The following is a 22,677-nucleotide window of genomic DNA, read 5'->3' on the forward strand; positions in this document are numbered from 1 at the left end:
ACAGCCCCTCCCCAACACCATATCCCAACCGTGAACGGTTGAGCCGATCAATCCCCGGCGCCCCGCCGCGCACGCAATTCGATGCGCCCCCTGCCGAAGGGTTCGTCCCGGTTGGCCAGCGCCTCCTTCAATCCCTTCTCCGCCATGTCCTTGCGGAACCGGGTGCGGCGCGGACCGGTGCTCAGATGCGCCCGCGCATCCAGTTCCAGCGCATAGCGGAGCGACTGTTTCGCGCCCGCCATCTCCATCTGCGCGTTCACGATGCGCTTGTGGGCCGCCAAAATCTCCGCGTCGACGCTGCCGATGCGGCGCACCATCTCATCCGCCTGGAAATCGATCTCGTCAGCCGGATACGCTTCCAGCACCATGCCGATCATCGCCGCGTCCCGGCCGCCGATCGTATCGCCGGTGAACAGCATGCGCTTCGTCCATTGCGGACCGCAATGATAGAACCATAAATTGGTCGGCGGCGTGCCATTCGCACGGGCCGCCGGGAAACCGATCTTCGCATCGTCCGCCGCCAACACGATGTCGCAGGAAAAGGCCAGATCCGTGCCGCCCGCCAGGCAATTGCCCTGGATCTTCGCGACGATCGGCTTGTGCAGGTCGAGCATGATCGAGGTCAGATCCTGCTGGCGCTCCAGATTCCAGATATCGTCGTCGATCGTGCCGGCGCGGGTGCGATAGCTGGCCGGATCATATTCGCTCGACTGGTCGGCCGCGCCGCCATAGCTGTCGGTCAGGTCATACCCCGCGCAGAAATCCTTGCCTGCGCCCGACAGCAGGATGACGTTGACGTCGCGCCGGTCATCGGCCTCCAGCAGCGCCTGATGCAATTCCCGCAACATGAGGCCTGACAGGGCGTTCCGCTTGTCCGGGCGATTCAGGGTGACCCGCGCCACATTGTCGCGCACGTCAAAGCTGATGCATTCCGTGGATTTCAGCCATTTCATGCCCATCATGTCCTCCCTGTTCCCGCTGCCTGTCCGCTGGCACATCGTCCCGGATGCATAGCGTCAGTCGCCCCGCGCTGGCGAGGCCGTGGATCAAGTCTATCGGCCATGTGATCGTTGCACCGTTTCCATATTGATCCAGCCGAACGGAGCGGGCAGTCCGCCGGATCATTATTGCAAGGACGACAGATGCCATGACCGATACCCCGCCCGGCTTTCTCCTGATCGATGCGCTGGACGATGTGATGGGCGCCTTCGCTCCAATCCACGCGAAAAAGGAGGAGGACCAGATCACCTTCGGCTTTCGCGTCGGCGCCAAGCATTGCAACCCGGCGGGAAATTGCCATGGCGGGACCTGGGCGACACTGGCCGACATTCTGATGGGCATGAATATCGGCTGCGTGACGGGCAAGACCGGCCCCACCATCTCGCTCAGCATCGATTTCCTCGGCCCGGCCAGGGAAGGGCAATGGGTCGAGGGCCGCGCCAAGGTGCTGCGCTGGACCCCCAATCTGGGATTTGCCGAATGTTCCTTCACGGCCGATGGCGAACCGGCATTGCGGGCCAACGCCGTCTTCCGCCGAAAAGTGCCGCCCTATCGGAGTTTCGAAGCACTCATAAGTGCCGCCGGAGAGGCGTGACGATCCGGAGCCGCACCGACACGCTGCGGCGCGCAGAAGGATCAGACTGATGATGTTGCCGATCGTCCAACGCCGCCGACATTGACTTACAGGGCGCGGACACGGGATGGTCGGCCATCGGTCAACGAGAGGATGAGGATCGTGAACCAGCCTGTCGGCCCATTGCAGCCGGAAATCACGCGGCGAAAAAAGGCTGGGCCTGAAGATTTCATTGCCAAGGAAGATTATGTCAGCCGGGATTTCGCCCGGCTGGAGCAGCAACGGCTTTGGCCGCGAACCTGGCAGATGGCGTGCCGTGAGGAGGAAATCCCGAAGGTTGGCGATTATGTGACCTATGACGTGCTGGATGAATCCGTGATCGTGGTGCGCACCGCGCCCGACCGGATCGCGGCCTATCACAATGCCTGCCAGCATCGCGGCCGCCGCCTGACCGAAGGCTGCGGCCATGTGGCGCGGCTCCTCTGCCGTTTCCATGGATGGTCGTGGAAACTGGACGGCACCATCGCCCATGTCGTCGACCGCGACAATTGGGACGGCAGCCTGAAGGATGAGGACATCGCACTGCCGAAAGTGCGGGTGGACAGCTGGGGCGGCTGGGTCTTCATCTGCATGAGCGATGAAACCGAGCCGCTGCTCGACTTCCTGGCGCCGATCCCCGACGTATTCCGCAACTACCCCTTCGAGAAGATGCGGTATCGCTGGTATAAATCCACCGGCATCGCCTGCAACTGGAAGACCGCGCTGGAGGCTTTCAACGAGGGTTATCATGTGCAGACCACCCACCGGCAGCTCCTGCCCGTCCATGACGACGAGGCATTGGCCCATGCCGAAGGACGCCATGGCAGCTATCAGCTTGCGCCGGGCCGCATCTCGCTGGGCGAGCGATCGCCCCGGCTGGCCTCGACCAAGATCGATTACCGGCGCAATGTCCGGGACTTCATCCTGATGCTGGAGGAGGATCTCAAGGCGTCGATCCCGCCGCATATGGCGGAACTGACCCAGCGGCTGCTTGACGAGTTGCCTGAAGAGGCGAGCCTGCTCGACGTCATGATGAAATATGGCCAGATCGCCTTCGAGGCGGCGCAGGATCGCGGCATCCCCTTCCCGATGCTGACGCCGGAGGAGATCGCGCGGGCGGGCGCCGACTGGCATCTTTTCCCCAATATGGTGTTCCTGCCTTCGCCCGACGCGATGCTTGCCTATCGCGCGCGTCCTGACCGGAACGATCCGGAACGTTGCATTTTCGAAGTTTATTCGCTGGTCCTCTATCCTGAGGGCGAGGCCCCGCCGCTGGAACGGCAGGTCTTCGGCGACTGGCGCGACCATGACGCCTGGGGCCTCATCCTGGAGCAGGATTTCGAGAATATGACCGAAGTGCAGCGCGGCATGCGATCCATGGGCTTCACCGGATCGCGCACCAATCCGGTGCAGGAACGCAGCGTCTCCAATTTTCACCGGGCGCTGCGGGATTTCATCGGCGCCTGACAGGACGGACGCAATATCAAGGGAGAGTTTATGACGGGCAGACTGACCGGCAAGGTTGCCATCGTAACCGGCGGTGGCCAGGGCGTGGGCAATGGCATTGCCCAGGTCTTCGCACGAGAAGGCGCCAGGGTTCTGATCACCGGCCGCACGCCGGACAAGCTGGAAGCGGCAGTCGCGGAGCTGAAGGCGGCTGGCGGTGAAGCCGCATGGATCGCCGGCACCGCGGGCGTCCGGGCCGATGCCGAAGCCGCCGCGGCGAAAGCGGTGGACCTGTTCGGCGGGCTCGACATCCTCGTCAACAATGCCCAGACATCGCGGCCCGGCGTGATGTTCGAGGATACGGATGACGACCTCTTCGCGCTGACCATCGATTCCGGCCTATACGGCACATTCCAGCATATGCAGGCGGCCCTTCCGCACATGAAGGAAAAGGGCGGGTCGATCATCAACTTCGGTTCCTATGAAGGCATACATGGCGGGGTGGGTTTCGCCGCCTATGCCGCGACGAAGGAGGCGATCCGCGGCCTGTCGCGCACGGCCGCCCGGGAACTTGGCAAATACAAGGTCCGCGTCAATGTGATCTGCCCGGCGGCGCTCAGCCCCATTGCCGAGCAGTGGACCAGGGATTTCCCCGAGGAAGCCGAAAAGGTGATGAAGCTGATCTCGCTCGGCTATCTTGGCGATTGTGCCGACGATATTGGTCCGGCAGCGCTGTTCCTGGCCAGCGATGACAGCCGCTATGTCACCGGACAGACCATCAATGTCGACGGTGGGCAGATGATGTTGTGAGCGGGGAGTTTGATTTCACCGGCCAGACCGCCATCGTCACCGGCGCGTCCAAGGGGCTGGGCCGCGCCTATGCGCTCTGGCTCGCCACGCGCGGCTGCGCCGTGGTGGTCAGCAACCGACCGGCCGGCGATGGCAGCTCCTCTGCCCAGGCCGTGGTCGAGGAGATCGTGGCGAAGGGCGGCCGCGCCGTCGCGCATGACGGCCCGGTACAGACCGCCGAGGCCGCAGCGGCGATGGTGGAGATCGCCGCCACCCATTTCGGCGCGCCGGACATTTTCATCAGCAATGCCGGCATTCAGGCTTTCCGTCCCTTTTCCACCGTCACGCTGGAGGAGATGCGCGAACTGCTCGACATCAACCTGTGGGGATGCATCGTCGGATTGAAGGCGGTCTGGCCCGCCATGGTGGACAAGGGCTATGGCCGCATCGTCCTGACCGGATCGAGCGCGGGGCTGTGGGGACAAAAACAGTCCGCCGACTATGCCGCGTCGAAAGGGGCGATGGTCGGCCTCGCCCGGTCGGTCGCCATCGATGTCCCCAAGGGCACCGACATCCGCGTCAACGTGATCGCGCCCGCCGCCTACACGCCGCTGTCCATGGGCAGCATCGACCCGAAATGGGCGGACTATGCCTCCCCCGATCATGTCGCGCCGGTGGTCGGCTGGCTGAGCAGCCCGCTCTGCCAAAGCTCTGGCGGCATCTACCATGCCGGCGCCGGCAACGTCCGCCGCGCGCAGATATTGGAAGGGCCGGTGCATCGACTGGCCGAGGGCGATATCGACACGGTGATGCACGCGCTGGACAGGCAGCCGGAATGGACGAGTTCCTTCGCGTCGGGGGCGGAGATCATGCCTGAAATGGTCAAGGCGTCGGGATCATGAGCATCGATTTTCAAGGACAGGTCGCGATCGTCACCGGCGCCGGCGGCGGCATGGGTCGCGCCTATGCTTTGGAACTGGCGCGGCGGGGCGCGGCGGTGGTCGTCAACGACTATGGCGGCGGCGTGCTGGGCGAGCAGGATGGCAACGCCGGTCCAGCCGATGCCGTGGCGGCGGAGATTGTGGCGGCGGGCGGGCGTGCCGCCGCCAGCAGTCTGGCGGTCGGAACGGCCGACAATGCGCGGGCGATCGTCCAGGCGGCGATCGATGCGTTCGGCCGGATCGATATTCTGGTCAACAATGCGGGCACGGTGATTGCCGGGCCGTTCACCGCGCACGAGGATGACGCGGTCGAGCGTCATTATGCGACGAACCTGATCGGCGGCCATCATCTGATGCGCGCCGCCTGGCCGCATATGGCGGCGCAGAAATATGGGCGAATACTCAACGTCAGTTCCAACGGCGCGCTGGGCATCGGCGGCAATGCCCCCTATAGCGCAGCCAAGGCAGGCATGCTGGGCCTGACGCTGGACGCGGCGATCGAGGGGAAACCGCAGGGCATTCTGGTCAATGCGGTGATGCCGTCATCCATTTCGCGGCTGGTCGAGCAGATTCCCGATCCCAGGATCGTCGACTGGTTCCGCGACAATCTGCCGGCCGGGAAAGTGGCGGCGGCGATGATCTGGTTCCTCAGCCGCGACAGCATGGAAACGGGACGTATCCTGCTGACCGGCGGCGGACGCCTTACCAGCCTGACCTTCGTCGAGACGGGGGAGATTTTCGATCCTGCGATCGATGCGGAAACGGTGGGCGCGCGGATCGGCGAGGTGCTGGACGAGAGCAGCCTGACAATAGTGCATAACCAGGCGGAGGCCAGCGCGCGCTATCTCAGATACATGCCCAGACCTGACCCGGAACGCCGGTAATGCCTTAGCTATTCGGCAGCGGAATCGTCCGCTTCGGGATGAACATTCTCCATCGGCCGTATGTCTGCCGCCAGCGACATGATTCGCCTGCTTTCTGCGGCGGTGACGGGGCGGCCATGCGACGTGCGGGTAACGGACAGGGCCGGGTCCTCATGAACATTCTCGTCGGGCCGGATATCGGTCGCGACCGACAGGATCTTGCGGCTTTCCTCAAGACTCATCTCATCGCTCATCATGGACTTCCCTCTGCCTGGTGGTTGTGGTCGAGGGGATAACGCCCGTTGGCGCCGATCGTTGCCCCGCGGTCATGATCGCCGCGTCACGCCGCCGCCCGTAAAGCGTGACATGGATTGCCGCCGCGATGATCAGGGCCGAGCCGGCATAGGTGCCGGGCGAGGGCAGTTCCGCGAACAGGGCATAGCCCAGCAGCGTGGCAAACAAGATGCGGACATAATCCAGCGGCGCCATCAGGCTGGCCTCCCCTAGTGCCATGCCGCGAATATAGCATGCCTGGGTGACGACGCCCAGAGCGCCCATCACGCCCATCAGCACCGCATCGCCCGGCGTCGGCGTGCGCCAGCTGGCCCAGGCGAAAGGCGCCGTGAACAGCATGCCCAGCAGCGCGGCCCAAGTCAGCAGCGCAAGGTCGCTGTGATCGCGCATCATCGTCTTGATGCTGACGACCGACCAGGACACCAGCAGCGCCGACAGCAGGCCCTGGGCGGCAGGCCAGCCAATCAGCGACCGGTCCGATCCGGGCGACAGGATGATCACGACCCCGCCGAAACCGATCAGCGTTGCGAGCAGCTTGTGCCGATCGATCCTCTCGCCCAGCAGCAACACCGCGAGCGGCACCAGGAACAGCGCGCGGGTGAAGGACAATGCATTGGCTTCCGCAAGGCCAAGCAGGTGAAAGCTGTTGAAGGCCAGCACGATCGCGAGGCTGGTGGCGCCGCAACGGGCCATCATCAGCAGCGGCCGCCGCATGGTGAAGGCGCTGCGCGGATTGCGCAGGATGAAGGGGAGCAGCGCGATCAGGCCCATGGACTGACGCACGAAATTCTGCGTCGGCGCGGAATAATCGTCCCCCAGCAGCTTCACCAGCGCCATCGCGATGCTATAGGCCAGACCCGAGGCCAATATCCACAATGCGCCCCGCGCATTGTCATGAGAACCCGCCCTATCCATCGCTTGTCGATAGGGGCTTGCGCACGACGAATAAACGCCATCCCGTCAGGCATCGGAACCATGATCGGGCGGCCATCTCAGAATTCACAGGACCGTTCCAGTCCCTGGTCTGGCGGTTCGGCATGAAGGATGTTTTTCCTCAATGCCGCCATTCGGCCTCGCGAGGCATCACGGTCATGATGCCTGATGAATGAGGCTCGCCTTCGGCCGGTCAGGGTTCGGAAACGAATGCATGACCCACCAGCGGCGCTATGCCCTCCACCCCGCCGTCGACGGCCAGTTCGACGCCATTGATGAAACGGGCCTCGTCGCTCGCCAGGAACAGCACCGCCTGCGCGACATCCCAGGCGTCGCCCTCGATCCCCAGCGGCCCCACCTTGCGCCGTGCCTCGCGCATTTCGGGTGGGATTTTGCTCATGGCATGGGGCGTCATCATATGGCCGGGCGCGACTGTGTTCGCCCGGATTCCCTGGCGGCCATGCAGCACGCCGATCTCGCGCGACAACTGAGCCATGGCCGCCTTTGACGGACCATAGGCGATCGCGCCACTGGCGCGCATGCCCGCCAGCGAAGATATGTTGATGATGACGCCGCCGCCGCCCCTGGCCATCTCCGGCACCCCCGCCTTGCTCATCAGCATGACGCTGGTGAGATTGGTGGCCAGTGTCCGGTTCCAAAGCTCCATGCTGATGGACGCGAGCGTCGCCGGCGCGGAAATGCCGACATTATTGACCAATATGTCCAGCCGCCCGAAAGCCTTGACGGCAGCGGCCACCAATGCGGCGCAGACGTCACCGTCGCTGACGTCGCCCGCCGCCGCCACGGCACTGCCGCCGTCGGCTCTGATCCGCGCGGCTGTGGTTTCAGCGCGTTCGGCTGCAAGATCGGCGCACAACACGGATGCGCCTTCACGTCCCATCAGCAGGGCAATGGCCCGGCCAATGCCGATTTCATCGCCTTCCGCCCCGGCACCGGTGACGATCGCGACCTTGCCAGTCAGACGGCCCAGATAATGTGACGGTTCAGGCATGGCATTCTCCCGGTTGACTGCATGAGCGCCCGCATGCTGCCGCCCATGGCGCAATCAGGCAATGGGCCGGCGCAAACGGCCGGATTCCCGTTCAGGCTTTTCCCGCATGGACCCGGTCCGTTGACAGGCTGCTTTCCGTCAGATAGCGGTTGTTTTTGATCATTCCTATGGTTGCTGATTTCGCCCTTGTCGCGCTGCCCGGCGCCTATCAAAGCAGCGTCGGCGCATTGACCGACAGCTTCCTGCTGGCACGCGACCGTGTGGAACATGTCTTTTCCGGCCCTGACCGTGTGCGCATGGAGACACGGCTGCGTATCCTGTCGCTGGATGGCGCCCCCGTCGTCATGAGCGACGGGCGGCCATTGGCGGCTGACGGCGCCATGGACGATGAAAATCCACTGGCCTTCATATGGCTGCCCGCGTTCCGCGCCGGCGGGCGCGAAGCGATGGAACAGCGTCTCGCCCAGGCCAAACCTCTGCTTGGCTGGCTGCGACGCCGGATGGAGGAAGGCGCGATCATCGGCGCCAGCGGCGCAGCATCCGTCCTGCTGATGGCGGGCGGTTTCACGGGCGACATCGCCGTGCCGGTCGCCCGTGCCCTGCAACCGCTGGCCCGCATCCTTTTCCCGCGCCAGCGTTTCGAGGAAAGATCCGCCCTTGTCGATCACGGCAATCTGTTGATCGCCAATGGCATCAGCCATGATCTCCAGCTGATCATCCGCGTGGTCGAACGCACGCTTTCGCCCGATATAGTACGCTGGCTCTGTTCGATCATGGGCCAGGATTATGAGGGGGAAAATCTGCTCGCGCCCGATCCGCTGGTGGCCAGGGCGCAATTATGGATCGAACAGCGCTTTACCGGACCCATCAACATGGCGGAACTGGCACAGCATCTCTCGACCAGCCCGGCAACGCTGAACCGGCATTTTCACAAGGCGCTGAACCTGTCGCCCAAGGCCTATGTCAGCCAGCTACGCTTTCAGGCGGCCACCAGGATGCTGGAAAAATCGACGCGGTCGATCGACTCCATCGCCCAACTGCTGGGCTATTCGGATAGCCGTCTGTTCAGGGCCATGTTCCGGCAAACGGCGGGGGTCACCGCGTCGCAATGGCGCGCCGCCCATTGCGGGATGCCGGTAGAGAAGGAAGGGACGGCATGACCGCCCCCGCCCCGTTCATGCGTTGCCGCCTGCCGCGTGGTGCGCCGCGATCCATGCGAAGATGAAGGACGCGCCGATGCTGGCGCCCGCCGCCGGATAGCAGCGCCCCATCACCGAAGCGGTCGAATTGCCGGTGGCGTAAAGGCCCTCGATCGCTGATCCATCAGCCCGCAGCACCCTGGCATGTTCATCGGTGACAACGCCGCCGGAGGTGCCGACATCGCCCGGCACCATTTCCATGACATAGAAGGGCGGCTTGTCGATCTTGCCCAGATTGGGATTGGGCTTCACTGTCGGATCACCGAAGCAATTGTCATAACCCCGGCCGCCCCGGTTGAAGTCCAGATCCTTGCCGGTTTCGCAATAACCGTTGAACTTCTCGACCTCCGCCTTCAGGCCCGCCGGATCGATCCCGGTGATCCTTGCCAGTTCCTCGATCGTATCGGCCTTCTTCATGAAGCCGCTGTCGAACCACTCCTGCGGCGTCTTGCCCGGCTGGAAATAGCCCCAGGCATAGCGTTTGCGATGACGGCTATCCAATATGACATAGGCCGGCACGTCGTTCTCATAAAGACGCTGGCCATTCTCCATATAGGCGCCGCTCTCGTTGAGGATGCGCCTGCCGTGACGGTTGACGATGATGCAATGCGGCTTGGAGATGTCCGTATTGTGCATATAGGCCGGGCCGCCCTCCGGCCCGACGGTGCCGGGCACCCACCAGGCCTGATCCATCAGGTCGAGCGCCGCGCCATGCTTCTCCGCGACCTGGATCATCTCGCCCGTATCGCCCGGATTGGCATTGGTCCATTCGACCGAACTTGGCTGCGGGCCATATTTCCTGCGCATCTCCGCATTGCGGGAAAAGCCGCCCGCGTTGATCAGCACGCCGTCCCGCGCGCCGATGCGCACCGTCCTGCCGCCATGTTCCGCGATGACGCCGACGACCTTGCCATCCTCCTCGATCAGTTCGGTGATCGGATAGTCCGTCCGCATGTCGATCCCGGCCTTGTCCGCCAGCATCAGCATCCGTCCCTGCAACGCCCCGCCGAAACTCAGCAGCGGCTTGCCACGCTTCGCCACCTGACGCATGCGCCACAACAGCTTGACGCCCTCCCACATACCGCGCGGCGTGCGGGTCGCAAGGCCGATGATCCCCGCCTTGTCGGTCGGCAGCGGCATGACCATCGGGCCAAGGCGCAGCTTGTCGAACAGCGGCCCCATGTCGCGCGCGTCCAGCATCGGCGCCCCGACAGACCGGCTGCGGGTCACGCCGCCCGGCCGGTCGTCATAATAATCAGCCCACCCCTCGGTATGCAGCCATTTCATCCCCTGCTGTTCCAGCCATTCCAGCATGACCGGACCATTGCGCAGATAGGCTTCCTTGCGTTCGGGCGTGGCGCCGGGTCCGGCATCGTTGCCGATGGTCGCATCCATATAGGCGCGACCGGCCTCGTGGCTGTCCTTGATGCCCTTGCGCTTCAGCAAATGGCTGTTGGGCACCCACAGCACGCCGCCCGACATGGCGGTGGAACCGCCGAATTTGTCGGTCTTTTCCAGGATGAGCGGCTGTTTGCCGATGGATTTGAGATAGAGGGCGGCGACCATGGAGCCGCCCCCCGAACCTATGATGACGAAATCGGCAACCTCATCGAACCGTGCTTCATCCATTCAGTTCACCCTGACATAGTCGTGATAGACGCGGTGGAAGTTGCTGACCTCCACTTCCTGAACGGGATTGGGACGAGCGGTGTGAAATACCTGCGACTTCATGCCCTTCTGCACTTCCTCCATATTCTGGAAGTCCTGCTCCAGAATAAGTCCCCAGTCGATCGTGCGCCAGTCGTCGCCGCCATCCTCGACCTCGACCTTCGGTTCCTGGCCCGGCGCGAACCGCTCCAGCACATAGACTTCGAAGATGCAGCTGTCGGGATTGTCACCATTGGGGCGCGAGCGATAGCCCAGCAGATTGGTCGGCTGTTGCAGGAAAACCATATTGGGAAAGATGTTCCAGTCCGTGGCGGCCGCCATCAGCTGCTCGCCGGTGATGGGCGGGAAAGGCCGGTTGTTCTTCGCCGCTTCCTCCCGGTGGAACTGGGCGAAGGCGCCGTACACTTCGAAGGGCGTCGCGCTTTCCGGCAATTCCATCAGCCGGCGGCCGGCGGCCAGCATTTCCTCTGTCGTCGTCGCCTTCAGCGTGTCCCAGATCTCCTTGTTGAACTGATAGAGCCCGTTACGGATATCGCCGCTCTGGTCGCTGATGCGCGGCGAAGGCAGGCCGAAGAGCGCGGTCGGCGCATAGCCGAACTTGGCATGTTTCCCATGGGCCTGGCTATAGGTGTAATCGTCCTGATAGGCGAGCAGTTGGCGATGCGTGGTCTGCACATGATAGCCTTCCATGAAGGCCTCCTGCGCCGTCTTCCAGTTGCAGGGCATGACGATGCGCTTGCGCCAGACATAGCGCATCTTTTCGATTTCATACGGATCGAGCAGCGTCTTGGCCTCGCCCAGAAATTCCTCCAGGCTCTCGCTGTCCGGGTCCATGTTGACGAAGACCCAGCCTCCCCAGAGGCCGACCTTCACGGGGCTGAGCGTCACATCCTCATCGGGCAGGCGTTCGCCCCAGTCGTGGCGATCCACGATCTCGGTCGGCTTGCCGTCGAGATTCCACTGCCAGCCATGATATTTGCAATGGAACTTGCCCATGCGGCCACAGCCGGCGGTCAGGCGGCGGCCCCGATGCGGGCAGACGTTGAAATAGGCCGCGACCGACCCGTCCTGCTTGCGCACGACCGAGATCGATTCGTCCGCAATGTCATAGGTGTAGAAATCGCCTGCATGGGGGATTTCCTCCTCCCGGCACGCCATCTGCCAGACGCGGGGCCACAGCCGCTCCTTCTCCAGCCGCACATAATCCGGAGAGATATAGGCCTCGACCGGAACGCGATCCGGGCTCACCACGCCAGTGCCGCCTTCAACCTTGCTCAATTCGTTCATCGTCCTGTCCTCTCCCCGGCGGAGCCTTCAGCTCTTGGCTGGCCCCTGCGGGAAACGCATGTCGAATACGCCTTCCGCTATGCGGTTCAGCAGCACTTCGGTGGCGCCGCCGGCGATCATCCAGCCGCGCGTGCGCCGCAGGCAATATTCTACCAGACTATCCTGACTGTAACCTGCACCGCCCATGACCTGCATCGCCTCATTGGCGCATTCGAAGCCGGCGCGATTGCAGGCCACCTTGGCAAGCGCGGTTTCCTCCGGCGAGGGCAGGCCCGCATCGGCATTGGTCGCCGCGCGATAGAGCAGCAGCTGGGCGGCATCGAGCTTCAGCTTCATTTCCGCGAATTTCCACTGGAGCCCCTGGAACTCGCACAGCGCCTTGCCGAACTGCCTGCGGGTCTTGGCATGTTCGACCGCCGCATTGAAGGCATAGCGGCCCAGCGCCAGGCTGCGCGCGGTATTGCCGATGCGTTCGACATTGAAGCCCGACATCTGCTTCTTGAACCCGCCCGGCCCCAACAGAACCTTGTCCTTGGGCACATAGACATTGTCGAAGAACAGCGGATTCCATTCCTCGCCCGACAGGAAGCGGATCGGCTTGCCGAAGGTGAAGCCCTCCTGCCCGCGTTCGATCAGCACCGATCCGATATTGCCTGTGCCGGGGCCGAAGCGGACATAGACCAGGAACACCGTCGCATGGGTGCCGTGCGTGGTGAAGATTTTCTGCCCGGTGATGCGATAGCCGTCACCGTCCGGCACGGCGGTCGTCGTCAGCTCCGTCACGGCGGAGCCCGCATTGGGTTCGGTCATCGCCACCGAAATCAGACCTTCGCCCCGCAACAAAGGCGCGAGATACTGTTCCTTCTGCGCATCGCTTGCAAATTGGGCGAAGGTACGGATAGCGCCGAAATTGCCCGCCTGCACCACGTCCGCCGAGCGCGGACAGATCGACGCAACCGTTTCGATCGCGATCACCGCGTCCATCAGCGATCCGCCCAGGCCGCCCTTGTCCTCCGGCACGGTGATGCCGATCAGTCCCTGATCTGCCATCATCTTCGCGATTTCCCAGGGATAATCGTCGCTATGGGCGCGTTCCAGCGCGCCGGCGGCCAGATGCCGCTGCGCGAACGACGCCACCGCGTCACGGAACATGGACTGTTCTTCATTCAAATCGAACTGCATCTGCTTGCTTTCCCTCATGCGCCCCCTTTCAGGCAGGAGGCCCGCGCAAATTTCCGTATCCTTGGCCTAATCCCGGATCGCCGCCGTGCGAAGCGGGACGGACAACCCTTCACATTCGCGATACCTCCGGCGCGCGACCGGGGCTGCGCTTGACAGTTGTGCCTTGTGAATAGCTTGTGGCGGGGACTTCAATTTCCATCGACCATCCAGAAACAGGGCCAGATCATGACCCAGATCAACGAAAAAATTTCGACGCGCGTCGAAGGCGACCTCGGCTTCATCATCAGCGACAATCCGCCGGTCAACGCGCTCGGCATCGGCGTGCGTTCCGGCGTGGTGGGCGCGCTGGAGGAACTGAACGCCGATACCGCGGTCAAGGCGATCATACTCTATTGCACCGGCCGCACCTTCTTTGCCGGTGCCGACATCACCGAATTCGGCAAGCCGCGCCTGTCGCCCACCTTGCAGGAGCTGATCGCTGCGCTCGAAAGCTCGCCCAAGCCAGTCGTCGCGGCGATCCACGGCACGGCCCTGGGCGGCGGCATGGAAACCGCGATGGCCTGCCACTTTCGCGTCGCCGTCCCTTCCGCCAGGGTCGGACTGCCGGAGATCAATCTCGGCCTGTTCGCTGGCGCCGGCGGCACGCAGCGCCTGCCTCGTCTGATCGGGCCTGAAAAGGCGCTGGAATTCTGCCTGTCGGGCAAGCCGGCGGGGGCAAAGCAGGCGCTGGACCTTGGCATATTGGACGCCGTCGGGGAAGGCGAGCCTGCCGCGATCGGCGCCGCCTTCGCCCGCCGCGTCATCGATGAGGCTCTGCCGGCCGTGCCGGTGCGCGATCGCGACGGGAAACTGGCCGCCACCCGTGCCGATCCGTCGGGCTTCGACGCGCTGGCGGCCAGGCTGACCGCGCGCAAACAGGGTCAGGATGCGCCGCAGGCCAACATCGATTCCGTCCGCCGTTCCTTCACCCTGAGCCTTGACGATGCGCTGGCGATCGACGCGGTCGCCAATCGCGATCTGATGGCGGGCAGCCAGTCGCGCGCCCTGCGCCATCTGTTCTTCGCGGAACGCGAAGCCGCCAAAATCCCCGGCCTGCCTGAAACCGCCAGGGCGCGCGAGGTCCGCAAGGGCGCGATCATCGGCGCGGGCACCATGGGCGGCGGCATCGCCATGTGCTTTGCCGGCGCCGGCATTCCGGTGACGATCATCGACACCACGCAGGAAGCGCTCGACCGCGGCATGGACCGGGTGAAGGCCAATTATGCCACCTCGGTCAAGCGCGGGTCGATCAGCCAGGCGCAGATGGACGAACGCCTTGCCCTCATCACCCCCTCGGTGGACCGCGCGGCAGCCGCCGATGCGGACGTCGTCATAGAGGCGGTGTTCGAGGACATGGCCATCAAGAAGGAAATCTTCGACGATCTTGAAAAACGGGTGAAGCCGGGCACGGTCCTTGCCTCCAACACCTCCGCGCTCGACGTGGACGAGATCGCATCCGTGCTGGAGCGGCCGGAAGATTTCGTCGGCATGCACTTCTTCTCGCCCGCCAATGTCATGAAGCTGCTGGAAGTGGTAAAGGCCGCCAAAACCAGTCCCGACGCCATATTGACGGCCATGGCGGTGGGCAAGGCGATCGGCAAGGTATCGGTGCTGTCGGGCAATTGCGACGGGTTCATCGGCAACCGCATGGTCGCCAAGCGCTCGGCACAGGCCGAACGGCTGTTGCAGCAGGGTGCATTCCCGCAACAGGTCGACGCCGCGCTCACCCATCTGGGCTTCCCGATGGGGCCGCTCACCACCAACGACATGTCGGGCCTCGACATCGGCTATTCGATCCGCAAGCGGCGCGGCACGCCTTTCCCGATCGCGGACGCCATCGTCGAGAGCGGCCGTCTGGGCCAGAAGACCGGCGCGGGCTATTATCGCTACGAGCCGGGCGACCGCACGCCCCGCCCCAATCCGGAAACGGAAGCGCTGATCATCGCGACGTCGGAAAAGCTGGGCATCGCCCGGCGCGAGATTGCGGAACCGGAAATGGTCGAACGGCTGCTCTTCCCCCTCATCAACGAAGGCGCGCGCATTCTGGAGGAAGGGATTGCGCTCCGCGCATCCGACGTCGATCTGGTATGGATCAACGGCTATGGCTGGCCGCGCCATCTGGGCGGGCCGATGTTCTATGCCGACGAGGCGGGCCTGCCCCATATCGTGTCGCGCCTGCGCGAGTTCGCAGCCGAAACCCCGGGCGACCCGTCGCTCCAGCCCGCCGCGCTGCTGGTTGAGCTGGCGGAAAAGGGACAGGGTTTCGCGGAATGGCAGAAAAGCCGCACCGCATAAGGGCGTCGGCCCATATTCAGTTTTTTTCAGTTTCGGAGGACATATGAGCGATAACAACGACAACGAATTTCAGCGCGACATCGACTATAGCGAATTCGACTTCTTCAAGGTCGAAATCGGCGAGGATGGCGTCACCATCGTCACCATGAACAACCCCGAAAAGCTGAACGCCGTCGGACCGCACAATCACTGGCAGCTGGAGGATATCTGGCTGAAGCTGGCGCGCGACGAGCGGGTCAAGGTGATCGTGCTGACCGGCGCGGGCAAGGCCTTCTGCGCGGGCGGCGCCATCAAGCTGATGGCGGATCGGGCGCAGACCGAATATGGCCTGAAATATGCCCTGCGCGTGCCGATCAACACGCTGCGCATCTGGGATCAGATCCTGATGACGCCGCAGCCGATCATCGCCGCCGTCAATGGCGACGCCATCGGCCTTGGCACCTCGCTCTTCGCCTTCTGCGACATGAGCATCGTCGCCGAGGATGCAAGGCTGGGCGACACCCATGTCCGCGTCGGGCTGGTCACGGGCGATGGTGGCTCGGTGATGTGGCCGCTGCTCGTGGGGCCGCAGAAGGCCAAGGAATATCTGATGCGCGGCAAGCTGCTGAACGGCAAGAAGGCCGAGGAAATCGGTCTGGTCAACTATGCGCTGCCCAAGGAAGATGTGCTTGAGGAAGCGATCAAGATCGCGCGCGAGATCGCCGGCCAGCCGATGTGGGCGGTGCGCTGGTCCAAGGCCGCGGTCAACAAGTGCATCCGCGATCAGGTCAACCTGACCGGCGAGCTGTCGATCGCCTATGAGTCGCTGACCATGCTGACCCAGGACTACAAGGCCGCGACCACCGCCTTTGCCAACAAGGAAAAGCCGGTCTTCAAGGGGTACTGACCGGCATGACCGCCTATCGGGACAAGGACAGCATTCACACCGTCGCCACCATCGGCGCCGGTGTGATCGGTGCCGGCTGGGTCGCGGCCTTCCTGGGCAGCGGCCGGGCCGTGCGCCTGCATGATCCGGTGGCGGGATCTGGCGAACGCGCGCGCGCGCACGTGGCTGGCGCCTGGGATCAGATGGTGGAACTGGGGCTTGCCCGGGCCGGTGACCGTTGGGAAAGCCGTTTTTCGGTTCACGACCGGCTGGAGGATGCGGTCGAAGGCGCGGATTTCGTGCAGGAAAGCACGCCTGAGCGCACCGATCTCAAGCAGGCGCTGTTTGCCGATCTCGATCGGCTGGTGCCGGCGGACGTGCTGATCGCCAGCAGCACGTCCAGCCTGCCGATCACTGAATTGCAGATGGGCCTCGCGAGCGCGGCGCGCTTCGTGCTGGGCCATCCCTTCAATCCCGTCCATCTGATTCCGCTGGTCGAAGTCGGCGGCGGCACGGCTACCATGCCGGAGGCGGTCGATATCGCCCTTGCGTTCTATGCCGCGATGGGCAAGCAACCCATCCGCCTTCAGCGCGAGATTTTCGGCCATATCGGCAACCGGCTGACCAGCGCCATGTTCCGCGAGGCGGTCCGCTTGGTGGCGGAGGGCTATGCCAGCGTCGGCGACATCGACAGGGCGATCCGCTACGGTCCCGCGCTCAAATGGGCGATCCAGGGGCAATTCACGACATTCCATACCTCGGGCGGTGCGGGCGGCCTTGCCGAATTCCTGCCGAAATTCGTTCCCGGCATCATCCGGCGCTGGTCGACCATGACGGACCCGGCATTGGCCGACGAGGCACTTCAGGCAAAGCTGGTCGCGCAAATGCTGGACGCCGCGGAAGGGCGCAGCGTGGAAGACATTGCCGCCCATCAGGACGAAAAGCTGATGGAGATGCTGAAACTGCTGCGGGACCGTCCGGCTGAAGAATGAATTCTTCAGCCGATCGTTGCCCTCCTTCAGGCCGCGACGGGATAAACCCCGCGCATCTCCACCAACCGCGCGAGATGATAATCCCGATCGCCCAGCAGCGCATCGATCGCGGTCAGCCGCTTGAAGGCATGGCCGACCTTATATTCCGCCGTAATGCCGATCGCGCCGTGCATCTGCACCGCCTCCTGCGCGATCATGCGGCCCGACTTGCCGATCTGTGCCTTCGCCGCCGAGATATTACGGCTCCGCTGACCAGCATCGATATCGAGCGACAGCGCGGCAAGGATCGCCATGCTGCGCGACAGTTCCAACTGCATCAGCATGTCCACCGCGCGATGCTGCAAGGCCTGGAAGCTGCCGATGGCCACGCCGAATTGCTGGCGGGTCTTGAGATAATCGACGGTGACGTCGAACGTCTCGCTCATCGCCCCGACGCCTTCCGCGACCAACGCGGCCGTAGCCTCCTCAAAAACAAGGCTCAGGATCGCCGCGCCGTCGCCCGTTTTCCCGATCAGGGCGTCGGCCGAAACGGCAACCCTTGAAAGGATCACATGGGCGACCGGCACACCGTCATAGCCCCGCGCCGCTTCGACGGTGACGCCCTGCGCCGCCGCATCGACCAGAAACAGCGATAGGCCTTCCCCGGTCTGCGCGCTGACGATCAGCGTGTCCGCGCTTTGTCCGTGGATCACCGCAATCTTGCGCCCCTCCAGCAACCAGCCCTCACCCGACGGCGTGGCCGTCGCGCGCGCCTCCAGCGTCTGGCGCGGCAGGCCGCTTTCACTGTGCGCCAGCGCGAGGATGCGTTCGCCCGCGACCAGACCGGGCACGATCGCTTCGCGCTGCCCGGCCGAAGCACCATGGCGCAGCACGCCGCCCGCCAATATGACCGTCGCGAAATAGGGTTCGACCATCAACCCCCGGCCCAGCGCCTCCATGACGATCATCATCTCGACACCGCCACCGCCAAAGCCGCCATCCTCCTCCGCGAAAGGCAGCGCCAGCAGGCCCATGTCGGCAAGACCGGCATAGGCCTCCCGGCTCCACCCCTCGGCAGTCTTCAGCGCATGTTCGCGCTTCTGGAAATCATAGGTTTCCGCCACGAAGCGCGTGACGGTTTCCTGAAGCATCTTCTGTTCGTCGGTCAGTTCGAAATCCATGGCGCGTCAAAGTCCCAGCATGGTTTTGGCGATGATATTCTTCTGGACCTCATTGGAGCCACCGAAGATCGACACCTTGCGCATCGTGAAATAGAAGGGCGCCGCCGCCGCGACCCAACCGTCCGCCGGATCATTGGCGCCGTGATCGCAGGACGGCATGGCTAGGCCCGCCGGCCCCGCCAGTTCCGTCACCAGTTCGGTCATGCGCTGCTGCATTTCCGTGCCCTTGACCTTCAGGATGGAAGCAGCCGCATTCGCCCCCCCGCCGTGCGCGTCCGCCGCCACGACGCGCAATTGCGTCAGTTCCAGCGCGCGCAGTTCCACCTCGACCTCGGCCAGCTTGTGCGCCAGGCGGCGCTGCTCCTCTTCGGTCAGCGTGCCGTCCGAAGCCAGCCGCGTTTCAAGCGCGCGCAGTTGGGACAGCCGCTCCTTCGACAGGCCGATGCGGGCGATGCCGCTGCGTTCGCTGCCCAGCAGATGCTTGGCGACGTCCCAGCCCTTGCCCTCTTCACCGACGACATTTTCCACCGGTACGCGGACGTCGTCGAAAAACACTTCATTGGCGTCATGCTCACCGTCGATCGTCTCGATCGGACGCACCGTGATGCCGGGGGTCTGCATGTCGAGCAGCAGGAAGGTGATGCCCTGCTGCTTCCTGCCGCTGCTGTCGGTGCGGAACAGGCCGAACATCCAGTCGGCATGCTGCGCCTGCGTCGTCCAGATCTTCTGCCCGTTCAGCACATAATGATCGCCGTCTTTCACCGCCGTCGTCTTGAGACTGGCAAGGTCGGACCCCGCTCCCGGCTCCGAAAAGCCCTGGCACCACCAGATGTCGATATTGGCGGTGGCGGCGAGAAACCGTTCCTTCTGCGCATCCGTGCCGAACCTGCACAGCACCGGGCCGATCATGTTGACGTTGAAGGGCGATCCTTCCGGCGCATGGGCCAGCGCCATTTCCTCCTGAAAGATATAGCGTTGCGCCGGTGTCCAGGCCTGGCCGCCATATTGCTCGGGCCAATGGGTGACGGCCCAGCCGCGCGCGTTCAGGATGCGTTGCCAGCGCACCGTATCTTCCTTGCCCAGATGATCGCGGTTGATCATCTTCTGCCGCAGATCATCCGGCAGGGCTTCCTTGAGGAAAGCACGAACCTCGTCGCGAAAGGCTATTTCTTCGGGCGTAAAATCCAGCTTCATCGCATGCATCCCTATACCGATGGCCCCTCACCAGCAGCGATTGGGCATTCAAGTCAACTTGGGCGCCAACGCCTTCACATGCCCGATATCATCCCGTCAGGTCGAACAGCACACGTCCCTGCCCACCGCAGCGGGCCAGGGCGATCGCGGCATCGGCCTGCGACAGGGGAATGACGTCGCGAACCGGCAGAATAGGCCGGGTTTCCGCATGAAGCACCAGCAATTCGGCGAACATGGCGCGGATGGCCTCTGCGCCCATGGCAGCTTCGGTGGGGCGCAGGCTGAACCCGCTGATCGACAGTCCCCCGCCGGTCAGCAATTGGGATCGGACGCTGATCGGCTCACCCGACAGATGCCCGAAAACGATCAGCCGCCCGCCCGGCGCAAGGCACTGCGCCATGCGCCCGGTCGCCGCGCCTGCGACGCAATCAAGCGCGGCGCGAACTGGCCGGCCTGCCGCAGCCGCCTTGACCCGATCGGCCAAATCCTGCCCATCGACAATCGCATCGCGCAGCGCATCGTCAGGCCGCCGAACGACATCGATGACGGTCACGTCCATGCGCGCTGCCATGGCACGAACCCATGTCGCGACCGCTGAGGCGGCAGCATTCTGGACAATGACATCGCCCGGCGCCGCGCCTGTGGCCTGAAGCAGGAGCCTGGCGGTCGGCGGATTGATGCGCAGCATGGCCGCCTGCGCCATGTCGATGCCATGTGGCAAGGCGATGAGATCGGATCGCCGCACCGTACGATAGCGGCACCAATTTCCGCGCGACAATGGCAGCACCATGTCGCCGGGCGCAATATCCGTTACCGCCTCCCCCACTGCCGCGACCATGGCGGCGCCTTCCGCGCCCAGCGGCACATCATGGCTCAGATCGAAGGAATAGCGGCCGTCCATGGCAAGCAGATCGGCCGGATTGATCGGCGCCCGCACCATGCGTACCAGCACGTCGGCGCCGATGGGCGGTACGGGCATGGCGCTCTCGACCAGCCGGACATGCCCGGTGGCGCCCGGCAGGACCGACAGGTTCATCCCGACCGAACCCATCGGCCGCCACCGCCCATGATCGCGGCGTCAGGCAAAATGCCGGCGATAGCTGACGATCTTCACCGGCTCGGGCATCGGAACGACATTGTTCTTGTCATTGGCCTGCCCTTCATCCGCGACATAGAGATCGGCCATGTCCCGGCTGCGGCTGAGCAACTGGTCCAGAATCTCCTCCCCGCGCTCGGCAATGACGACCGGTCTGGCCAGGACGCTGATGCTCAGCCGGTCCATGTGGCGGGCATGCGGCAACAGCACCGTCACGCTGCCGATGCCATCGCGGTCCGGCTCGATGATCCAGCCCCTTTCCCGCAGCACGGTGAATTCGGACAGCAGTTCGGCCACCCGGACATGCAAAGCCGGATCCTGTTCTTCCGCGTTCAGCCGGTGCACGGCCGACCGGACGCTTTCATTGCTGTAGGTGGACAGCAGCAGACGCCCCTGCGGACTGTGCAGGATCGGCATTTCATCCCCGCCATGCGCGTCCACCGCGTCATCGCTGCTCCCGTGGATGACATGCAGATGCTGGAGCACATAATTGGAGCTGGAGGACAGCACCACCGTCTCCCGGGTCAGCTTCGCCACTTCGTCGATCGCCGAAAGCACCGGCCCCCCACGGAAAAGCGATGGCTTCACCCAAGCGCCCAGCAGGGCGACGCGCGCCGTCGGACTATAAGTCCTGCGGATGCGATTATAGTGAAGATAGCCAAGCCGCGTCATGCAACGCAGCAATTCGGACGTGCTGGACTGCGGATAATTCAAGGTCCGCGACATATCCATTACGGTGGCGTAGCGGTGGTCCTGGTCGAAATACTCCAGAATCTCCAGAACCCGATGCGCCGACTTGATGGTTCGGGATGCACTCGTGGTCATGACTGTCCTCTTCCCTCGGCGGGTCTTGCCCGGAGTCGCGAATTCGCGTCCCTTCCGATGATTCTGCATATAGCATCACAAATGCGCTGGTCAACGGTTTTTCGAATTGCGTTCGGTTTTTCGAACAGCTATAGGGCCGCCATGGAAGAAAACAGGGGACCAGTTATGGACGCCGAGCCGGTGGAACGCCGGACCAAAGGGCCAAAGGCCATCACCCGGGTGCTCGACCTGCTGTCGATACTGGCGGGAAAGCAGGATGGCATGAGCCTGGCGGAGCTGAGCGTTGCCCTCTCCGTGCCGAAAAGCACGTTCGTGGACACGCTGCGCTGCCTGTGCGACCTCCATCATCTGTCGCAACGGGATGGCCGCTATCGCCTGGGGCCGGCCGCCTATCAATTCGCGAGCCGGATCGTCAGCAACTGGTCCGCGCCGGAGATGATCCGGATCCAGGTCCGACGGCTGGCGGACGAAACGGGTGAGTCGGTGGGCTTTGCCATTGCCGACTGGGATATCGGTCAGGCCTTTTACACCGAAGCCGTCAACAGCCGCCATCCTGTGCGCTATGCGATGCAGGCGGGGCTGCGCGCGCCGCTTTATGCCAGCGCTGCGGGGCGCGTCCTGCTTGCTCACGCGACGCCCGACCAGATCGACGCCTATCTCGAACGTGCGCATCTGAAGGCGCTGACCAAGGGAACCCAGACCGACCCCGTTTCAATCCGCGCCAATCTGGCGGAAATCAGGAAACAGGGCTATTGCGCCAGCTTCGGCGAGATGTTGAGCGACACGGCAGCCATCGCGGTGCCGGTCCATGATCCTGACGGCGACACCATAGGCGCGCTGATGATAGCCGCTCCGCTCGACCGCATGAAGCTGCATTACAACCGTTTTCTGGAAACGATCCTGAGGATCGGACGTCAAACCTCTGCCAATTGGACGGCTCGAAGAACCGAGTGATTTCGGCGTGATGGCGTAGCAAGGAGCGCGC

At 63.8% G+C, this 22,677-nt stretch carries 21 protein-coding genes; 10 read left to right on the plus strand and 11 right to left on the minus strand.

The features are described from left to right. Positions 1-47 precede the first annotated feature (47 nt). Positions 48-953 carry a crotonase/enoyl-CoA hydratase family protein gene (locus RUH75_RS19225; protein WP_313808796.1) on the minus strand — a complete coding sequence of 302 codons (906 nt, stop codon included), beginning with the start codon at positions 951-953 and terminating at the stop codon, positions 48-50. 194 nt (positions 954-1,147) lie between these two features. Here RUH75_RS19225 and RUH75_RS19230 point away from each other — a divergent pair, with 194 nt between their 5' ends. The 5 genes from RUH75_RS19230 (at position 1,148) to RUH75_RS19250 (ending at position 5,672) form a co-directional block, all read left to right on the plus strand. Then, on the plus strand, positions 1,148-1,594 hold the full coding sequence (locus RUH75_RS19230) for a PaaI family thioesterase (protein WP_313808797.1): 447 nt from the start codon (positions 1,148-1,150) through the stop codon (positions 1,592-1,594). Positions 1,595-1,726: 132 nt separating this feature from the next. Continuing rightward, positions 1,727-3,079: an aromatic ring-hydroxylating dioxygenase subunit alpha gene (locus RUH75_RS19235; RefSeq protein WP_313808798.1), complete on the plus strand. Its 1,353-nt coding sequence runs from the start codon at positions 1,727-1,729 to the stop codon at positions 3,077-3,079. 30 nt (positions 3,080-3,109) lie between these two features. Continuing rightward, positions 3,110-3,868 carry an SDR family NAD(P)-dependent oxidoreductase gene (locus tag RUH75_RS19240; RefSeq protein WP_313808799.1) on the plus strand — a complete coding sequence of 253 codons (759 nt, stop codon included), beginning with the start codon at positions 3,110-3,112 and terminating at the stop codon, positions 3,866-3,868. Beyond that, positions 3,865-4,749, plus strand: coding sequence for an SDR family NAD(P)-dependent oxidoreductase (locus RUH75_RS19245; protein WP_313808800.1), 885 nt, complete (start codon positions 3,865-3,867; stop codon positions 4,747-4,749). The genes RUH75_RS19240 and RUH75_RS19245 overlap by 4 nt, the downstream gene beginning before the upstream one ends. Then, positions 4,746-5,672 carry an SDR family NAD(P)-dependent oxidoreductase gene (locus tag RUH75_RS19250; protein WP_313808801.1) on the plus strand — a complete coding sequence of 309 codons (927 nt, stop codon included), beginning with the start codon at positions 4,746-4,748 and terminating at the stop codon, positions 5,670-5,672. Before RUH75_RS19245 ends, RUH75_RS19250 begins: the two co-directional genes overlap by 4 nt. A gap of 8 nt (positions 5,673-5,680) precedes the next feature. On the opposite strand, the gene RUH75_RS19255 is transcribed toward RUH75_RS19250, so the two are convergent. The 3 genes from RUH75_RS19255 to RUH75_RS19265 form a co-directional block, all read right to left on the minus strand. Further along, positions 5,681-5,905 carry a hypothetical protein gene (locus RUH75_RS19255; protein ID WP_313808802.1) on the minus strand — a complete coding sequence of 75 codons (225 nt, stop codon included), beginning with the start codon at positions 5,903-5,905 and terminating at the stop codon, positions 5,681-5,683. Continuing rightward, positions 5,895-6,860 (minus strand): DMT family transporter, encoded by a 966-nt coding sequence (locus RUH75_RS19260; protein WP_313808803.1) that lies wholly within the window; start codon positions 6,858-6,860, stop codon positions 5,895-5,897. Before RUH75_RS19260 ends, RUH75_RS19255 begins: the two co-directional genes overlap by 11 nt. Before the next feature lie 211 nt (positions 6,861-7,071). Beyond that, entirely contained in the window at positions 7,072-7,890 is an 819-nt protein-coding gene (locus RUH75_RS19265) for an SDR family oxidoreductase (RefSeq protein WP_313808804.1), read from the minus strand. 167 nt (positions 7,891-8,057) lie between these two features. Between RUH75_RS19265 and RUH75_RS19270 the strand changes: the two genes are divergently transcribed. Next, positions 8,058-9,050, plus strand: a complete 993-nt coding sequence (locus tag RUH75_RS19270; protein WP_313808805.1) for a GlxA family transcriptional regulator — start codon at positions 8,058-8,060, stop codon at positions 9,048-9,050. Between the two features lie 15 nt (positions 9,051-9,065). Here RUH75_RS19270 and RUH75_RS19275 read toward each other — a convergent pair whose 3' ends face one another. Genes RUH75_RS19275 through RUH75_RS19285 form a run of 3 tightly spaced genes read right to left on the minus strand, consistent with a single transcriptional unit; the run spans position 9,066 to position 13,244 of the window. Beyond that, positions 9,066-10,718: an FAD-binding protein gene (locus RUH75_RS19275; RefSeq protein WP_313808806.1), complete on the minus strand. Its 1,653-nt coding sequence runs from the start codon at positions 10,716-10,718 to the stop codon at positions 9,066-9,068. Continuing rightward, positions 10,719-12,044, minus strand: coding sequence for an aromatic ring-hydroxylating oxygenase subunit alpha (locus tag RUH75_RS19280; protein ID WP_313808807.1), 1,326 nt, complete (start codon positions 12,042-12,044; stop codon positions 10,719-10,721). Positions 12,045-12,071: 27 nt separating this feature from the next. Further along, the gene (locus tag RUH75_RS19285; protein WP_313808808.1) at positions 12,072-13,244 is read right to left on the minus strand and encodes an acyl-CoA dehydrogenase; all 1,173 of its coding nucleotides are present in this window, start codon (positions 13,242-13,244) and stop codon (positions 12,072-12,074) included. Between the two features lie 207 nt (positions 13,245-13,451). Between RUH75_RS19285 and RUH75_RS19290 the strand changes: the two genes are divergently transcribed. Genes RUH75_RS19290 through RUH75_RS19300 form a run of 3 tightly spaced genes read left to right on the plus strand, consistent with a single transcriptional unit; the run spans position 13,452 to position 17,417 of the window. Then, a complete protein-coding gene (locus RUH75_RS19290; RefSeq protein WP_313808809.1) occupies positions 13,452-15,560 on the plus strand; it encodes a 3-hydroxyacyl-CoA dehydrogenase NAD-binding domain-containing protein in 2,109 nt (702 codons plus the stop codon). Between the two features lie 43 nt (positions 15,561-15,603). After that, positions 15,604-16,446, plus strand: a complete 843-nt coding sequence (locus RUH75_RS19295; RefSeq protein WP_313808810.1) for an enoyl-CoA hydratase/isomerase family protein — start codon at positions 15,604-15,606, stop codon at positions 16,444-16,446. A 5-nt stretch (positions 16,447-16,451) separates the two neighbouring features. Next, complete coding sequence (locus RUH75_RS19300; protein WP_313808811.1) at positions 16,452-17,417, plus strand: 3-hydroxyacyl-CoA dehydrogenase NAD-binding domain-containing protein; 966 nt, start codon at positions 16,452-16,454, stop codon at positions 17,415-17,417. Positions 17,418-17,443: 26 nt separating this feature from the next. On the opposite strand, the gene RUH75_RS19305 is transcribed toward RUH75_RS19300, so the two are convergent. The 4 genes from RUH75_RS19305 to RUH75_RS19320 form a co-directional block, all read right to left on the minus strand. Continuing rightward, positions 17,444-18,577, minus strand: a complete 1,134-nt coding sequence (locus tag RUH75_RS19305; RefSeq protein WP_313808812.1) for an acyl-CoA dehydrogenase family protein — start codon at positions 18,575-18,577, stop codon at positions 17,444-17,446. A 6-nt stretch (positions 18,578-18,583) separates the two neighbouring features. Next, the gene (locus RUH75_RS19310) at positions 18,584-19,771 is read right to left on the minus strand and encodes an acyl-CoA dehydrogenase family protein (protein WP_313808813.1); all 1,188 of its coding nucleotides are present in this window, start codon (positions 19,769-19,771) and stop codon (positions 18,584-18,586) included. Positions 19,772-19,859: 88 nt separating this feature from the next. Beyond that, positions 19,860-20,822, minus strand: a complete 963-nt coding sequence (locus RUH75_RS19315) for an alcohol dehydrogenase catalytic domain-containing protein (RefSeq protein WP_313808814.1) — start codon at positions 20,820-20,822, stop codon at positions 19,860-19,862. Between the two features lie 27 nt (positions 20,823-20,849). Next, positions 20,850-21,692: an IclR family transcriptional regulator gene (locus tag RUH75_RS19320; protein ID WP_313808815.1), complete on the minus strand. Its 843-nt coding sequence runs from the start codon at positions 21,690-21,692 to the stop codon at positions 20,850-20,852. Positions 21,693-21,857: 165 nt separating this feature from the next. Here RUH75_RS19320 and RUH75_RS19325 point away from each other — a divergent pair, with 165 nt between their 5' ends. Continuing rightward, entirely contained in the window at positions 21,858-22,646 is a 789-nt protein-coding gene (locus tag RUH75_RS19325) for an IclR family transcriptional regulator (protein ID WP_313808816.1), read from the plus strand. The last annotated feature ends 31 nt before the right edge of the window (positions 22,647-22,677 follow it).

This window comes from Sphingobium sp. (genome assembly GCF_032153725.1).
Taxonomy (GTDB): Bacteria; Pseudomonadota; Alphaproteobacteria; order Sphingomonadales; family Sphingomonadaceae; genus Sphingobium.

Excerpts from the sequence above, each read along its gene's own strand:
- RUH75_RS19225 (WP_313808796.1), bottom strand. The coding sequence starts at position 953 with ATGAAATGGCTGAAATCCACGGAATGCATCAGCTTTGACGTGCGCGAC.
- RUH75_RS19230 (WP_313808797.1), top strand. The coding sequence starts at position 1,148 with ATGACCGATACCCCGCCCGGCTTTCTCCTGATCGATGCGCTGGACGAT.
- RUH75_RS19235 (WP_313808798.1), top strand. The coding sequence starts at position 1,727 with ATGAGGATCGTGAACCAGCCTGTCGGCCCATTGCAGCCGGAAATCACG.
- RUH75_RS19240 (WP_313808799.1), top strand. The coding sequence starts at position 3,110 with ATGACGGGCAGACTGACCGGCAAGGTTGCCATCGTAACCGGCGGTGGC.
- RUH75_RS19250 (WP_313808801.1), top strand. The coding sequence starts at position 4,746 with ATGAGCATCGATTTTCAAGGACAGGTCGCGATCGTCACCGGCGCCGGC.
- RUH75_RS19255 (WP_313808802.1), bottom strand. The coding sequence starts at position 5,905 with ATGAGCGATGAGATGAGTCTTGAGGAAAGCCGCAAGATCCTGTCGGTC.
- RUH75_RS19260 (WP_313808803.1), bottom strand. The coding sequence starts at position 6,860 with ATGGATAGGGCGGGTTCTCATGACAATGCGCGGGGCGCATTGTGGATA.
- RUH75_RS19265 (WP_313808804.1), bottom strand. The coding sequence starts at position 7,890 with ATGCCTGAACCGTCACATTATCTGGGCCGTCTGACTGGCAAGGTCGCG.
- RUH75_RS19270 (WP_313808805.1), top strand. The coding sequence starts at position 8,058 with ATGGTTGCTGATTTCGCCCTTGTCGCGCTGCCCGGCGCCTATCAAAGC.
- RUH75_RS19275 (WP_313808806.1), bottom strand. The coding sequence starts at position 10,718 with ATGGATGAAGCACGGTTCGATGAGGTTGCCGATTTCGTCATCATAGGT.
- RUH75_RS19280 (WP_313808807.1), bottom strand. The coding sequence starts at position 12,044 with ATGAACGAATTGAGCAAGGTTGAAGGCGGCACTGGCGTGGTGAGCCCG.
- RUH75_RS19285 (WP_313808808.1), bottom strand. The coding sequence starts at position 13,244 with ATGAGGGAAAGCAAGCAGATGCAGTTCGATTTGAATGAAGAACAGTCC.
- RUH75_RS19290 (WP_313808809.1), top strand. The coding sequence starts at position 13,452 with ATGACCCAGATCAACGAAAAAATTTCGACGCGCGTCGAAGGCGACCTC.
- RUH75_RS19295 (WP_313808810.1), top strand. The coding sequence starts at position 15,604 with ATGAGCGATAACAACGACAACGAATTTCAGCGCGACATCGACTATAGC.
- RUH75_RS19300 (WP_313808811.1), top strand. The coding sequence starts at position 16,452 with ATGACCGCCTATCGGGACAAGGACAGCATTCACACCGTCGCCACCATC.
- RUH75_RS19305 (WP_313808812.1), bottom strand. The coding sequence starts at position 18,577 with ATGGATTTCGAACTGACCGACGAACAGAAGATGCTTCAGGAAACCGTC.
- RUH75_RS19310 (WP_313808813.1), bottom strand. The coding sequence starts at position 19,771 with ATGAAGCTGGATTTTACGCCCGAAGAAATAGCCTTTCGCGACGAGGTT.
- RUH75_RS19315 (WP_313808814.1), bottom strand. The coding sequence starts at position 20,822 with ATGGGTTCGGTCGGGATGAACCTGTCGGTCCTGCCGGGCGCCACCGGG.
- RUH75_RS19320 (WP_313808815.1), bottom strand. The coding sequence starts at position 21,692 with ATGACCACGAGTGCATCCCGAACCATCAAGTCGGCGCATCGGGTTCTG.
- RUH75_RS19325 (WP_313808816.1), top strand. The coding sequence starts at position 21,858 with ATGGACGCCGAGCCGGTGGAACGCCGGACCAAAGGGCCAAAGGCCATC.